The sequence below is a fragment of the Streptomyces iakyrus genome, from assembly GCF_000717055.1.
GTDB lineage: Bacteria > Actinomycetota > Actinomycetes > Streptomycetales > Streptomycetaceae > Streptomyces > Streptomyces iakyrus.
On record NZ_JNXI01000012.1, the window covers coordinates 13746 to 27582 of the forward strand.

At 70.5% G+C, this 13837-nt stretch carries 15 protein-coding genes; 12 read left to right on the plus strand and 3 right to left on the minus strand.

What is annotated here, in order from left to right; translation table 11 throughout:
- Nucleotides 1-187: 187 nt before the first annotated feature.
- From OO68_RS18940 to OO68_RS18950, 3 genes are all read left to right on the plus strand, one after another.
- A complete protein-coding gene (locus OO68_RS18940; protein ID WP_033309590.1) occupies nucleotides 188-1159 on the plus strand; it encodes an aldo/keto reductase in 972 nt (323 codons plus the stop codon).
- An 82-nt stretch (nucleotides 1160-1241) separates the two neighbouring features.
- Nucleotides 1242-1793, plus strand: coding sequence for a TetR/AcrR family transcriptional regulator (locus OO68_RS18945; protein ID WP_033309591.1), 552 nt, complete (start codon nucleotides 1242-1244; stop codon nucleotides 1791-1793).
- A complete protein-coding gene (locus OO68_RS18950; protein WP_033309592.1) occupies nucleotides 1790-3325 on the plus strand; it encodes an MFS transporter in 1536 nt (511 codons plus the stop codon). The genes OO68_RS18945 and OO68_RS18950 overlap by 4 nt, the downstream gene beginning before the upstream one ends.
- A gap of 241 nt (nucleotides 3326-3566) precedes the next feature.
- On the opposite strand, the gene OO68_RS18955 is transcribed toward OO68_RS18950, so the two are convergent.
- On the minus strand, nucleotides 3567-4241 hold the full coding sequence (locus OO68_RS18955; RefSeq protein ID WP_033309593.1) for a lysophospholipid acyltransferase family protein: 675 nt from the start codon (nucleotides 4239-4241) through the stop codon (nucleotides 3567-3569).
- A 385-nt stretch (nucleotides 4242-4626) separates the two neighbouring features.
- On the opposite strand from OO68_RS18955, the gene OO68_RS18960 reads away from it, so the two are divergent.
- The 3 genes from OO68_RS18960 (at nucleotide 4627) to OO68_RS18970 (ending at nucleotide 6939) form a co-directional block, all read left to right on the plus strand.
- Nucleotides 4627-5799 carry a glycerophosphodiester phosphodiesterase gene (locus OO68_RS18960; protein ID WP_033309594.1) on the plus strand — a complete coding sequence of 391 codons (1173 nt, stop codon included), beginning with the start codon at nucleotides 4627-4629 and terminating at the stop codon, nucleotides 5797-5799.
- Nucleotides 5800-5889: 90 nt separating this feature from the next.
- Nucleotides 5890-6384, plus strand: coding sequence for an RNA polymerase sigma factor (locus OO68_RS18965; protein ID WP_033309595.1), 495 nt, complete (start codon nucleotides 5890-5892; stop codon nucleotides 6382-6384).
- Between the two features lie 57 nt (nucleotides 6385-6441).
- Entirely contained in the window at nucleotides 6442-6939 is a 498-nt protein-coding gene (locus OO68_RS18970; protein WP_033309596.1) for a GNAT family N-acetyltransferase, read from the plus strand.
- A 62-nt stretch (nucleotides 6940-7001) separates the two neighbouring features.
- Here OO68_RS18970 and OO68_RS18975 read toward each other — a convergent pair whose 3' ends face one another.
- Together OO68_RS18975 and OO68_RS18980 are read right to left on the minus strand one after the other, a co-directional pair.
- On the minus strand, nucleotides 7002-7433 hold the full coding sequence (locus tag OO68_RS18975) for a hypothetical protein (RefSeq protein WP_033309597.1): 432 nt from the start codon (nucleotides 7431-7433) through the stop codon (nucleotides 7002-7004).
- Complete coding sequence (locus OO68_RS18980; protein ID WP_033309598.1) at nucleotides 7414-7773, minus strand: hypothetical protein; 360 nt, start codon at nucleotides 7771-7773, stop codon at nucleotides 7414-7416. The genes OO68_RS18975 and OO68_RS18980 overlap by 20 nt, the downstream gene beginning before the upstream one ends.
- Before the next feature lie 69 nt (nucleotides 7774-7842).
- On the opposite strand from OO68_RS18980, the gene OO68_RS18985 reads away from it, so the two are divergent.
- The 6 genes from OO68_RS18985 (at nucleotide 7843) to cbiE (ending at nucleotide 13625) form a co-directional block, all read left to right on the plus strand.
- Nucleotides 7843-8493, plus strand: a complete 651-nt coding sequence (locus OO68_RS18985; RefSeq protein ID WP_033309599.1) for an HAD family hydrolase — start codon at nucleotides 7843-7845, stop codon at nucleotides 8491-8493.
- 375 nt (nucleotides 8494-8868) lie between these two features.
- Nucleotides 8869-9903 (plus strand): methionine ABC transporter ATP-binding protein, encoded by a 1035-nt coding sequence (locus tag OO68_RS18990; protein ID WP_033309600.1) that lies wholly within the window; start codon nucleotides 8869-8871, stop codon nucleotides 9901-9903.
- Nucleotides 9900-10607: a methionine ABC transporter permease gene (locus tag OO68_RS18995; RefSeq protein WP_033309601.1), complete on the plus strand. Its 708-nt coding sequence runs from the start codon at nucleotides 9900-9902 to the stop codon at nucleotides 10605-10607. Before OO68_RS18990 ends, OO68_RS18995 begins: the two co-directional genes overlap by 4 nt.
- A 60-nt stretch (nucleotides 10608-10667) precedes the next feature.
- Nucleotides 10668-11486: a MetQ/NlpA family ABC transporter substrate-binding protein gene (locus OO68_RS19000; protein WP_033309602.1), complete on the plus strand. Its 819-nt coding sequence runs from the start codon at nucleotides 10668-10670 to the stop codon at nucleotides 11484-11486.
- Nucleotides 11487-11626: 140 nt separating this feature from the next.
- Complete coding sequence (locus tag OO68_RS19005) at nucleotides 11627-12259, plus strand: GNAT family N-acetyltransferase (protein WP_033309603.1); 633 nt, start codon at nucleotides 11627-11629, stop codon at nucleotides 12257-12259.
- A gap of 145 nt (nucleotides 12260-12404) precedes the next feature.
- Entirely contained in the window at nucleotides 12405-13625 is a 1221-nt protein-coding gene (cbiE, locus tag OO68_RS19010) for a precorrin-6y C5,15-methyltransferase (decarboxylating) subunit CbiE (RefSeq protein WP_033309604.1), read from the plus strand.
- Nucleotides 13626-13837: the final 212 nt, after the last annotated feature.

The window sequence follows — 13837 nt, forward strand, 5'->3', positions numbered from 1 at the left end:
CAGCCATCACCCGGACATGCCGCCACCAAGCCTTCTGCAACACCCTTTAGCGGCGCGGGGAACCGCGCGACACGCCACGACGTGCCTGTACTCGCCGAAACACCGTGAGAACCGAGCTCTGAGGCGAAGGTCATCGCGGGTTACGTTGGGTCGGAGCCGAAACGGACCCGACCGAACGGAGCCCGCGATGCCCTTCGCCCGACTGGCAACCGCAACGACCCCCACCTGCCACATCGGACTGGGCCTCGCCGCCGTGGGGCGCCCGGGCTACATCAACCTCGGCCGCGACCAAGACCTCGGAGAGGACCGCAGCGTCGAAACGCTGCGCACCCGCACCCACGAACTCCTCGACGCCGCCTACGCCCAGGGCGTCCGCTACTTCGACGCCGCCCGCTCCTACGGCCGCTCCGAGGAGTTCCTCGCCGAATGGCTCAAGGCCAGGCCGGCCTTCGGCGACATCGTCGTGGGCAGCAAGTGGGGCTACACCTACACCGCCGGCTGGTCCACGGACGCCGAACAGCACGAGGTCAAGGACCACACCCTCGCCACCTACGAACGGCAGCGCGCGGAGAGCGAGACGCTGCTCGGCGACCGGCTCGACCTCTACCAGATCCACTCGGTGACCCCGGACAGCCCGGCCCTCACCGACAAGGAGCTGCACGCCAGGCTCGCCGAAGCCGCCGAGCGGGGCCTCACGATCGGCTTCTCGACCAGCGGCCCCGCGCAGGCGGAGGCCATCCGCGCCGCCCTCGCCGTCACGGTCGACGGCGAACCCCTCTTCCGCACGGTGCAGTCCACGTACAACGCGCTGGAGACCTCCGCCGCCCCCGCGCTCGCCGAGGCGCACGACGCCGGGCTCACCGTGATCGTCAAAGAGGGCATGGCCAACGGCCGACTGGCCGGTCCGCACGCCCCGCAGGTCGTACGGGAGATCGCCGAACAGGCCGGGCTGGGCTGTGACGCCGTCGCCCTGGCCGTGATCCTCCGCCAGCCCTGGGCCGGTGTCGTCCTCTCCGGTGCCGCGACCACCAACCAGCTCGCCTCGAACCTGCACGCGGCGGTCGTCGATCTCGACGACGACCAGGTGACCCGACTCGCCACCCTGGCCGAGGAGCCGCAGGCGTACTGGGAACGGCGCGCGCAGCTGCCCTGGCACTGATCACCCTTCACCCGTGCGACAGCCATGAGTCACCCATGCCCTGGATGAGACATCCGTGTCTCATATGGGGTATGGTCGTCTCATGGCTGTCGATCCCGAGCACGTGCTGCGCGCCGCCGCGGCCCTGCTGACCCGCAAATCCACCGCGACCATGGACGAGGTCGCGAAGGCCGCCGGAATCAGCCGGGCCACGCTGCACCGGCACTTCGCCGGACGTGACGCCCTCGTCCGGGCGCTGGAGGCGCTCGGCATCGCCGAGTGCGAAGCCGCCCTGGACGAGGCCCGGCTCGACGAGGGCTCGGCAAGTGACGCCGTACGCCGACTGGTCGGGGCCATCGAGCCCGCCGCCGGACTGCTCGCGTTCCTCTACACCGAGAACCAGCTGTTCGAGGGTGAGGAGCAGAACGCCGGCTGGGCCACGATCGACGACCGCATTTCCGCCCTGTTCCGGCGTGGCCAGCTCGGGGGTGAATTCCGCGTCGACCTCACGCCCGCCTGGCTCACCGAGGCGCTGTACGGCCTGATGGCATCCGGCGCCTGGCTGGTGCACAGCGGCAAGGGTGCACCCAAGGACTTTCAGCACATGATCGTCGAGCTGTTGCTCGGCGGCGCACTCAGGAGAGAGGAATCATGACCAGCACCCTGCAGCCGGCGAAGACCACCGAGGCGGTGGAGCGCCCGGGCCGCTGGCTCGCGCTCGGTGTCCTCGTGCTCGCCGTGTTGCTGGTGGCCGTCGACGCGACCGTCCTCGGCCTCGCGACCCCCTACATCAGCGAGGACCTCAAGCCCTCCGGCACCCAGCTGCTGTGGATCGGCGACGTCTACTCGTTCGTCATCGCCGGTCTGCTCGTCTCCATGGGCAGCCTCGGCGACCGCATCGGCCGCAAGCGGATCCTGCTCGTCGGCGCCACGGCGTTCGGCGCCATATCCGTCTTCAACGCCTACGCCACGACCCCCGAGATGATGATCGTCGCGCGGGCGCTGCTCGGCGTCGCCGGCGCGACCCTGATGCCGGCCACGCTCGCCCTGATCCGCAACCTCTTCCACGACCCGCGCGAGCGCAGTCTCGCCGTCGGCATCTGGGGCGCCACCGCCTCCGCCGGTACGGCCGTCGGCCCGATCGTCGGCGGGTTCCTGCTGGAGCACTTCTGGTGGGGGTCGGTCTTCCTCATCAACCTGCCCGTGATGGCCGTGCTGGTCCTGGTCGGGATCAAGCTGCTGCCCGAGTCGCGCACCGCCAACCCCGGCCCCTGGGACCTGGTCAGCGTCGTGCTGTCGCTGGTCGGCATGATCGGCGTCGTGTACGCGATCAAGGAGGCGGCGACCCACGGCTTCGCGTGGACCACCCTGGCCGCGGGCCTGCTGGGTGCGGCCGCCCTGTACGGGTTCGTCCGCCGCCAGCTCAGGCTTCCGACGCCGCTGCTGGACATGCGGCTGTTCCGCAACCGCGGTTTCAGCGGGGCGGTGCTTGCCGACCTGCTGACCATCCTCGGTCTGTCCGGGCTGGTGTTCTTCCTGTCGCAGTACCTGCAACTCGTCCAGGGCAGACGCCCGTTCGAGGCCGGGCTGGCCGAACTGCCCGCGGCGATCGGCGCGGTGGTGGCCGGACTGGTCGCGGGGCGTGCGGCCCGGCGCTTCTCGGTGCGGGCGGTCGTCTCCGGGGGCCTCGCGGCGATAGGCCTGGCCCTGGCCGCGCTCACGGTGCTCGGCCAGTCCACCGGCTACCCGCTGCTCGGGACCGCGCTGCTCGTGGTCGGCGTGGGCGCCGGCTTCTCGTTCACCGTGACCGCCGACGTGATCCTTTCCAGCGTGCCCAAGGACCAGGCGGGCTCCGCGTCCGCGGTGTCCGAGACGGCCTACGAACTCGGTGCCGCGCTCGGCATCGCCGCCCTCGGCTCGATCGTGACCGGCGTCTACCGCGACTTCACCGGCCCCGCGGGCACCCCGGCCGCGGCCCACGAGTCGCTGGGCGGCGCGGTCGAGGCGGCGGCACACATGCCCGCCCACAGCGCCGGCATCATGCTGGACGCGGCCCGCACATCCTTCGTCGACGGCCTGACCCTGGCGGCGGGCGTGGGCGCGACGGTCCTGCTGGCCGCGGCGGTGGCGGCGTGGTTCCTGCTGCGGGGTCAAAAGCTGGAAGACGCCGCACCGGAACACACGTAAGAACAACGCCCGCAGGGGTGCGGGGCCGCGCAATTCGGGCACGGGGCCCGCCCCGACAACGCCACCGAGGTCACGCCCAATAGGGGCGCGGGGAACTGCGCATCACAGACACGGACCCCGCCCCGACAACGCCACCGAGGTCACGCCCAAAAGGGGCGCGGGGAACGGCGCGACAAGCCCCCACAACCCCGCAGCCGCCAACGACCCCCAACCACCCACCCCGGCCCGCGCCCCGAAAAACCTACGCCGCTTCCTTCGCCTTGCTCGCGTACATGTCCACGTACTCCTGCCCGGACAACCGCATGACCTCAGCCATCACCGAGTCGGTCACGGCCCGCAGCACATACCGGTCCCGGTCCATCCCCTCGTACCGGGAGAACTCCATCGCCTCACCGAACCGCACGGTGACCTTGCCCGGCCGCGGCAGCCCCGCCCCGCCCGGCTGCAACTTGTCCGTCCCGATCATGGCGAAGGGAACCACCGGCGCCCCCGTCATCAGGGTCAGCCGGGCGATGCCGGTCCGCCCCCGGTACAGCCGCCCGTCGGGCGACCGCGTCCCCTCCGGGTAGATGCCGAACATGCGGCCTTCCTCCAGCACCCGCCGCCCGGTCATCAGCGCCGCGACACCGCCCCGGCCACCGTCGCGGTCCACCGGGATCATGCCGACCCCGGTGAAGAACCAGGCCATCAGCCGGCCCTTCAGGCCCTTGCCCGTCACGTACTCGTCCTTGCCGATGAAGACGACCTGACGGTCGCAGACCAGCGGCAGGATCATCGAGTCGATGAACGTCAGGTGGTTACCGGCCAGGATGACCGGGCCGTCGCCGGGAATGTGCTCCGCACCCTCCACCCGGGGGCGGAACATCAGGCGCATGGCCGGGCCGAGCACTGCCTTGATGAGCGCGAAGCGGGACAACGGACCCTCCGGTGTCAAGGGGTTCTGTAGGAGTCTGTGCAGGTGAGGACGATACTCGTGGCCCCGGGCATCGCGCACATCGGGCGCGGCGACTTCACCGAGGCCTTACGCATTGTTGACGCGTGTTTACCTGCGGTGGCGCGCCGCCGGAAGGACGAAACGCGGCCGACATGATGTGACACACATCGCCCCGGAGCACATCGCACGCGTTCCCAGAACCGCCGGACCGAATCGAACAGACACGACGAACCGTCAATTCATCCTCCCCACCAGCCACTACGACATCCGACGTCACCCGCGTGTTCCCCCCGGGGTCTCCCACCGGTCATGTACGCGCCCCTACGATCGGCCCGCACTGACGAGCCGAACGGCAGGGAGGGCGCTCATGGGAACGCAGGAGTCGAACGAAGAAACGAGCGGTACCGGAGCGGGCGGAACCGGACGGCGGGCCCTGCTCGGCGCGGCGGTCCTCGGTGCCGGGGGAGCGGTCCTCGGCATGGCCGGCACCGCGCGAGCGGACGGCGCCCGGCACGGCGGCGGGGGAAACCTGCCCAAGCCGACGATCATCGGCCACCGCGGCGCCAGCGGCTACCGTCCGGAGCACACCTTCGGGTCGTACCAGCTGGCCCTCGACCTGGGCGCCGACATCGTCGAGGCGGGCGACCTGGTCCCGACGAAGGACGGGCACCTGGTCTGCCGTCACGAGCCGGAGATCGGCGGCACCACGGACGTCGCCGACCACCCCGAGTTCGCCGGCCGCAAGAAGACCAAGCTGCTCGACGGTGTCTCCACCACCGGCTGGTTCACCGAGGACTTCACGCTCGCCGAGCTGAAGACGCTGCGCGCCGTCGAACGCATCCCGGCCAACCGTCCGCACAACACCCTCTACGACGGCCGCTGGGAGATCCCCACCTTCGAAGAGGTGCTCAGATGGCAGGACGAGCAGACCCGCAAGCGCGGCAAGCAGGTGTGGATCTACCCTGAGCTCAAGCACCCCACCTACTTCCGCAAGCAGGGCCTCCCGCTGGAGGAGCGCGTCGCCAAGTTGCTGCGCAAGTACCGCAAGGACCGGCGCACCTCCCCGGTCATCCTGCAGTCCTTCGAACCGACCAGCGTCCAGCGCCTGCACAGGCTCGTCGACAACCCGCTGGTCGTCCTGCTGTCCTCGGCGAACTCCCGACCCTGGGACTTCGTCGAGACCGGCGACCCGCGCACGGTCGCCGACCTGGTCAAGCCGGCCGGCCTCCGGGAGATCGCCTCCTACGCGCGCGGTATCGGCCCGACCCTGGACCTGGTCATCCCGCGCGACGCCCAGGGCAACCTCACCCGGCCCACGACGCTCGTCTCCGACGCGCACAAGGTCGGCCTGATCCTGCACCCGTACACGATGCGCAACGAGAATCCCTTCCTGCCCGCCGACTTCCGCAAGGGCACGGACGCGGACGCCTACGGCGACGTCTTCGGCGCGTACAAGGCGTACTTCGCGACCGGCATCGACGGCGTCTTCACCGACCAGCCCGACACGGGTCTGCTGGCCCGCGAGGACTTTAACGGCTGAGCCCGTCAACGCATGAGCCCACACTCCCCGGTCGAGTGAGCTTCGGCCGCCCGGGCAACCCGCCGCCCGGGCGGCCGCGTCGCTCCGCATATGACGCACGACCTGGTCACCGCCCTGCGCCCGCTGCTCACCGCCGAGGCCTCCGCGGAGGCATATTCCGCCGGAACCGAGCCGGGCGACCTGGAGCAGGCGGTCTGGCTCCGCCTGCTGGAGCGCCTCGACGCCGAGGGCCCGCCGCTCGACCCGCAGCAGTGGCTCCGCCGTGCCGTCCGCTCCGAGGTGCGCCGCACCCGCCGTACGAGCCGTCTCGAACGGCCGTACGCAGGTGAACCGGTCGACGACCCGGACCGCGATCCCGAACAGCTCGCACTCGCCGCCGCCCGCGGCCGGGCCCTGCGCGAGGCCGTGCGCCGCCTCCCGGGCCGCTGTCCCCGGCTGATGGAGGCCCTGCTGTCGCCGGAGGACCTGACATACCGGGAAATCGCAGGGGAGTTGGGTATCTCACAGGGGAGTCTTGGTCCGGAACGTTCCAGATGCCTGGGATGTCTCCGAAGATTGCTCACACCGGAGGTTGCGGCCCGCTGAGGACGGGGATAGGAGTGGGGAACGACCGGTGATCAGATGAGCGGGAGGCGTGCGCACATGGGCATGAGCGTGACCATCTCTGCGGCGACCGAGCAGGACGCGGAGCAGATCTTCAGACTGCAGTACCTGTGCTTCCAGACGGAGGCGGCGCTGTACGGGAACTACCGCATCGACCCGCTCGTCCAAACCCTCGACTCGGTCCGCGAGGAAGTCACCCGCGACTGCGTCTTCGTGGCCCGGCTCGGCGAGGAGGTCATCGGCTCGGTCCGCGGCTCGGTCACCGAGGACGGCGCCGCCGGCATCGGCAAGCTCTGCGTCCACCCCCGCCTCCAGGGGCACGGCATCGGCGCCCGCCTGCTCCGGGCAGCGGAGTCGGCCCTCGCCGACCAGCACGGCGCCACCCGCTTCCGCCTCCACACCGGCCACCGCAGCGAGGGCAACCTCCGCCTCTACCGCAAGGTGGGCTACGAGACGGTGGGCACGTCCCAGGGCGCGGACGGCGTACCGATGATCGTCCTGGAGAAGCCGGCCGGTACGTACGCGGCGACGGCGTGAAGTCTTAGGGGCGCGGGGAACTGCGTCAACAGCCACATTCGGCCCGTAGCCGCCTGATCACCTCAGGCGGCATCCCCATCCCGCGAACGCGCAGCCCGCAGCCAGTAGATCGCCGACACCGGCAACAGAATCGGGATGAACAGATACCCCATCCCGAAGTCCGACCACACGGTCGCGTCGGGAAACGCCGAGGGTTCGGCCAAGGTCCACGTGCCCACCGTCAGTACCCCCACCAACTCCGCGACACAGCACGCCAGCGCAGCCTTGCGCGCCGTCTCCCCGCCCCGCACCAGCGAGTACGTGATGAATCCGTACACGACACCCGCGACGGCCGACAGCGAGTACGCCAGTGGCGCCCGGTCGAACTCGGTCGCGATCTGGTAGGCCGACCGCGACACCGCGCCCACCACCATCACGCCGTACAGCCACACCAGCAGCGTGCCCGGACCGCTGATCAGCCGGCGCCGGCTCACCTCAGCCTCCCCAGATGTCATAGAGACGCACCTCCAGCACCGCCAGCACCACACCGCCGGCGGCCACCGTCACCGAACCCCACCGCGTCCGCTCGGCCAGCGACATGAACCCGGCCGCCGGGACGCACGCGAACGCCCCCAGCAGATACGCCACGAAGATCGTCGTGCCCTGCTCCGGCTTCTCGCCCTGTGCGAGCAGCACGATCCCGCCCACCAGCTGGATCAGCGACAGCAGCGTGACCACGGCCATCCCGATGAAGTGCCAGTCCTTCGTCGGCTGGTCGCGGTAGGCCGCCCAGCCGCACCAGGCGGCGAGCAGCAGCGCGGCGACGCCGGTCACCAGCGTCAGGGCATCAAGCATGCTGCGACCTTATTACGGCCGAAAAGGCCCGATGCCTGCGGCCCTGGCCTGCACCGTAGGGTCGAGGGCATGACGATCCACGCGCAGGCCCTGCTGTTCGACAACGACGGAACCCTCGTCTCCTCCCTCGCCTCGGTGGACCGCTGCTGGACACGGTGGGCCACGGAGTACGGGATCACGGCCGAGGAGTTCGCACGGGTCGAGCTGCACGGCCGGCCGGCCGCCGAGATAGCCGCCGACCTGCTGCCCGCCGAGATCGTCCCGCAGGCCGTCGCCCGCATCGAGGACCTGGAGGTCGACGACGTGCCGGGCGGCGGTGTGCAGCTGCTGCCCGGCACCCGTGCCTTCCTCGACTCCCTGCCCGGCGACCGCTGGGCCGTCGTCACCTCCGCCACCCGGCGCCTCGCCGAGGCCCGGCTCGACGCCGTCGGCATCCTGCCCAAGACTCTCGTCGCCGCCGACGACATCACGCGCGGCAAGCCCGACCCCGAGCCCTACCTCCTCGCCGCCCGCGCCCTGGGTGTCGACCCGGCGCACTGCGTCGTCTTCGAGGACGCCCCCGCGGGCCTGGCGTCCGGCCGCGCCGCCGGCATGACCACCGTGGCGTTGACCACAACCCACCAGGCCCACGAACTGCACGCCGATCTGGTCGTCGAGAACCTCTCGGCCCTGTCCGCACTGGTCACCGAGCAGGGCGTGGAGATCTCCCCGCGCGGCTGACAGGCCGCGACCCCGTCCACCGCTGTCCAGCATGCGGACAGCGGAAGGCCGGTAAGGACCGTACGCGTGTTTTACTGACGGCATGACCACGACGAGCGACCGCATCCCCGCGACCGAGGCGACCATGACGCCCGGTGCTCGTTGTATGTGTCGAATGTGCGCCTTCTAGAGGGCCCCCGCACCACCCCCTGAGCTCGCGCCCCGAAGCGAGACGCGACCCGTCCGCACGCTCTGAGCGTTGCGTGACCCGAGGCCGCCCCGCGCACATGTTCTCCCCGGTTCCACTTCCCAGCGAGAACCGTGTCGCGTCCCTGACCGAATGCACCTGTGCCCGGGCACACCCACGCCCGCGCACTCGACAGTGACGGAATCCCAGTGATCACCACCTCGGGCCTGACCAAGGTCTACCGTGCACGCGGCCGCGAGGTCACCGCCCTGGACGGCGTCGACCTGCACGTCCGCGAAGGCGAGGTGTACGGCGTCATCGGCCAGTCCGGCGCCGGCAAGTCCTCGCTCATCCGCTGCGTCAACCTGCTGGAACGCCCCACGGCCGGCACCGTGACCGTCGCCGGGCAGGACCTCACCGCCCTGGCCGGCCGCGGCCCGCGCGCCGGAAAGGAACTGCGGCAGGCGCGCAGCCGCATCGGCATGGTCTTCCAGCACTTCAACCTGCTGTCCTCCCGGACCGTCCAGGACAACGTCGAACTGCCCCTGGAGATCCTCGGCAAGACCGGGAAGGAACGCTCCCGCAAGGCGCTGGAGCTGCTCGACCTGGTGGGCCTCGCCGACAAGGCGAAGTCCTACCCGGCTCAGCTCTCCGGCGGCCAGAAGCAGCGCGTCGGCATCGCCCGCGCCCTCGCCGGCGACCCGAAGGTGCTGCTGTCCGACGAGGCCACCAGCGCCCTCGACCCGGAGACCACCCGCTCGATCCTGGCGCTGCTGCGCGACCTCAACCGCCAGCTCGGCCTGACCGTCCTGCTCATCACCCACGAGATGGACGTCGTGAAGTCGGTCTGCGACTCCGCCGCCCTCATGGAGAACGGGCGCATCGTCGAGTCCGGAACGGTCAGCGAACTCCTCGCGACGCCCGGTTCGGAACTGGCCTCGGCGCTCTTCCCGCTCGACGGCGAGGCCTCCGGCGAGGACCGCACCGTCGTCGACGTCACCTTCCAGGGCGAGAGCGCCACCCAGCCCGTCATCTCGCAGCTGGCCCGCACCTACAACATCGACATATCGATCCTCGGCGCCGCCATCGACACCGTCGGCGGCCTGCAGGTCGGCCGGATGCGCATCGAACTGCCCGGCCGCTACGAGGACAACGTCGTGCCGGTCGGCTTCCTGCGCGAGCAGGGCCTCCAGATCGACGTCCTGGGCCACGAGTCCGAACCGGTGAAGGAAGGTGCCAAGTGACCTGGTCCGAAATGCAGCCCCTGCTGGAGCAGGCGTGTTGGGACACGCTCTACATGGTCGGCTGGTCCACGCTCATCGCCGTCGTCGGCGGACTGCCGCTCGGCATCCTGCTGGTCCTCACCGATCGCGGCGGCCTGCTGCAGAACCTCGCCGCCAACAAGGTCATCGGGCAGGTCGTGAACATCGCCCGCTCCCTGCCGTTCATCATCCTGATGGTCGCGCTGATGGGCTTCACCCGCTCGATCACCGGGACGACCATCGGCGTCGAGGCGGCCATCGTGCCGCTCGCCGTCGGCGCCATCCCGTTCTTCGCGCGCCTGGTCGAGACGGCCGTCCGCGAAGTGGACCACGGGCTCGTCGAGGCCGTGCAGTCCATGGGCGGCAACACCTGGACCATCGTCCGCAAGGTCCTCGTCCCCGAGTCCCTGCCGTCGCTGATCTCCAGCACCACCACCACGATCGTCGCCCTCATCGGCTACTCCGCCATGGCGGGCACGGTCGGCGCCGGAGGCCTCGGAGACATCGCCATCCGGTACGGCTACCAGCGCTTCGAGACCCAGCTGATGTGGATCACCGTCGCGATCCTCGCCGTCGTCATCTCGCTCATCCAGTTCGCCGGCGACTACGCGGCCCGCTCCCTGCACCGCCGCGGCGCCCACTCGGGGCCCGCCCCCAAGCTGCGGCTGCTCAAAGCTGCTTCCTGAACTCCCCGGACACCCACACGGGGTCGCACCACCGCAAGGTCACAAGGAAAGGCACTTTTCGTGCGTAACACCGCCAAGATCACCACCGCCGCCCTCGCCGCCGGAGCCCTCACCCTCGGGCTCAGCGCCTGCGGCGCGGACAGCGCCTCCACCGACGGCCCCCTGATCGTCGCCGCCAGCCCCGTCCCGCACGCCGAGATCCTGAACTACGTCAAGGACAACCTCGCCGAGAAGGAGGGCCTGGACCTCCAGGTCAAGGAGTTCACCGACTACGTCACGCCGAACACGGCGACGCAGGACGGCTCCGTCGGCGCCAACTACTTCCAGAACAAGCCGTACCTCGACGACTTCAACAAGAAGAACGGCACCGACATCGTGCCCGTCGTCACGGTCCACCTGGAGCCGCTCGGCCTCTACTCCCACAAGGTCAAGAAGGCCGACGACCTGAAGAGCGGTGCGACCGTCGCCATCCCCAACGACACGGTCAACGAGGCCCGCGCCCTCAAGCTCCTCGCCGCCGACGGGCTCATCACCCTCAAGGCCGGCGTCGGCAACGAGGCGACCCCCTCCGACATCACCAAGAACCCCAAGAACCTCAAGTTCAAGGAGCTGGAGGCGGCTCAGACCCCGCGCTCCCTCGACGACGTGGACGCCGCCGTCGTCAACGGCAACTACGCGATCGAGTCCGACCTCAAGCCCTCCAAGGACGCCCTGATCCTGGAGTCTCCGAAGAACAACCCCTACGGCAACTTCCTCGCCGTGAAGAAGGGCAACGAGGACGACCCGCGCGTGAAGAAGCTCGCGAAGCTCCTCACCTCGCCCGAGGTGAAGAAGTTCATCCAGGACAAGTACGCCGGCTCCGTGCTCGCCTCCTTCTGAGCCCCCGCCCGGCACCCGCACGCACGGGGCCCTTCCCCCACCCGGAGGGGAGGGTCCCGTGGTGCGGATCAGTGCTTTCATGCTGCATGCTGGGCAGTTCAGCATGCCCAGAAGGTTCACCGAAGGTTACGGAGCGGCGCATGACGAGCACCTTCCCCAACATCTCCATCAGCACGGAGCGGTTGGTGCTGCGTCCCCTCGACGAAGACGACGTCGCCTCCCTGGCCGCGATGATGAACGACGAACAGGTGGCGGCCTGGACCTCCGTCCCCCAGCCCTTCACGGAGGACGGCGCCCGCACCTGGATCACCGACTACGCCCCCGCCGCGCGCACCGGGGGACGCGGAATCGACTTCGCCGTCACCGAGTTCCTCACCCAGCGCCTGGTCGGCCTCATCCAGCTCACCAAGACCAACTGGCACGTACGCTCCACCGAACTGTCGTACATCATCGCCCCCTGGGCCCGCGGCGAGGGCTACGCCTCCGAGGCCGCCCTCGTCACCGCCCAGTGGCTCTTCACGGACCAGAAGTTCGAGCGCATCGAACTGCGCACGGCGGCCGACAACACCGCCTCCCAGCAGGTCGCGCAGAAGATCGGCTGTATCAGCGAGGGCGTGCTGCGCAACGCCTGCATAGCCCGGGCCCGCGCCGAGGACGGCACCTGGACCGACGTACGCACCGACTTCATCGTCTGGAGCCTGCTCCCCGAGGACCTGGAAGGCGTCGGCGACCAGCTCCGCGACGGCTTCACGTCCTTCGGCGACTGGAACTGACCGGAACCACCCGCGGGACGACGGCGACGGCAACGCCGGGGCTCCCTCAGACACCTCCACCGGGTACCCTCACGGAGCCCGCCCGCGGGCTGCTCCCCACAACACCACGCAGACGACCTGCGAAAACCCCTGGAGACTGACGACGATGGCCGACCGCGTCACGGTGATCGGCTGGGACGGTTCGCCGCTGACCGCCGCGGCGAGCGCCGCCCTGAGCGCCGCCACGCTCGTGGCCGGCGCCGCCCACCACCTGGCGCTCCCCGAGGTGCCCGCCGGCGCCGAGCGCATCCGCCTCGGCAGCGTCGCCCTCGCCGCCCGCCGCATCGCCGGCCACCGCGGCACGGCCGTCGTGCTCGCCGACGGCGACCCCGGCTTCTTCGGCGTCGTACGCACCCTGCGCGCCCCCGAGTTCGGCCTGGAGGTGGAGGTCGTCCCCGCCGTCTCCTCCGTCGCCGCCGCCTTCGCCCGCGCCGGTATGCCCTGGGACGACGCACAGGTGGTCGTCGCACACCCCCGCACGCTGCGACGCGCCGTCAACGTATGCCGCGCCCACACCAAGGTCGCGGTCCTCACCTCACCCGGCGCCGGTCCCGCCGAACTCGGTCTCCTCCTCGAAGGAGTCCATCGCTCCTTCGTCATCTGTGAGGAACTCGGCACCATCCGCGAGCGCGTCACCGTCGTCACCTCCGACAAGGCCGCCGACCACACCTGGCGCGACCCCAACGTCGTCATCGTGCTCGGCGGCCCCTCCCGGCCGGACACGGCGGGAGAGGCCGGCGGCTGGATCTCCGGGCGCGACCCGTCCGCCGGGCCACGCGGCTGGACCCTGCCCGCCGACGCCTATGGCGCGGACCTCGGCGAGGGCGAGACCCAGCTGCTGCGCGCCTCCCAACTCGCCCGCCTCGGGCCCCGCGTCGGTGACCTCGTGTGGGACATCGGCTGCGGCAGCGGCGCCTTCGCCGTCGAGGCCGCCCGGGCCGGCGCCGCCGTGCTCGCGGTCGACAGCGACCGGTCCGCCTGCGCCCGCACCGACGCCGCCGCGCGCCGCCTCGGCGTCCAGCTCCAGATCGTGCACGGCACCGCCCCGCACATCCTGGAGAACCTTCCCGAACCCGATGTCGTCCGCGTCGGCGGCGGGGGAGCGGCCGTCGTCTCGGCGGTCGCCGACCGGCGCCCGCAGCGCATCGTCACGCACGCCGCCACCCGCGACGCCGCCGAACTCATCGGCCGCGACCTCGCCGAGCACGGCTACGCCGTCGAGTGCGCCCTCCTGCAGTCCGTCGAACTCGACACCAGGGCTTGGACGGAGAAGGAACGGAGCGTCGCGTTCCTGCTCAGCGGCGTGCTCCCGCGGCGCGGTGTCTGATCCCGTCATCGTCCCCGTGATCGGTTTGTCGTACTGCGCGCGGTAGGCTGGCCGATCGCTGCACCGCACAAGGACGCCCGGCGCTTCGTCGGCCAATGTCCGGAAAACCCGCCCGTTTTGGGGTGTGTGTGGTACGGCAGAACCGAAGGGCGCGCAACGTGGCGCAGTCCACAGCGGAACCGTCGCGGATCAAGCTGCCGTGAGGGTGGTAC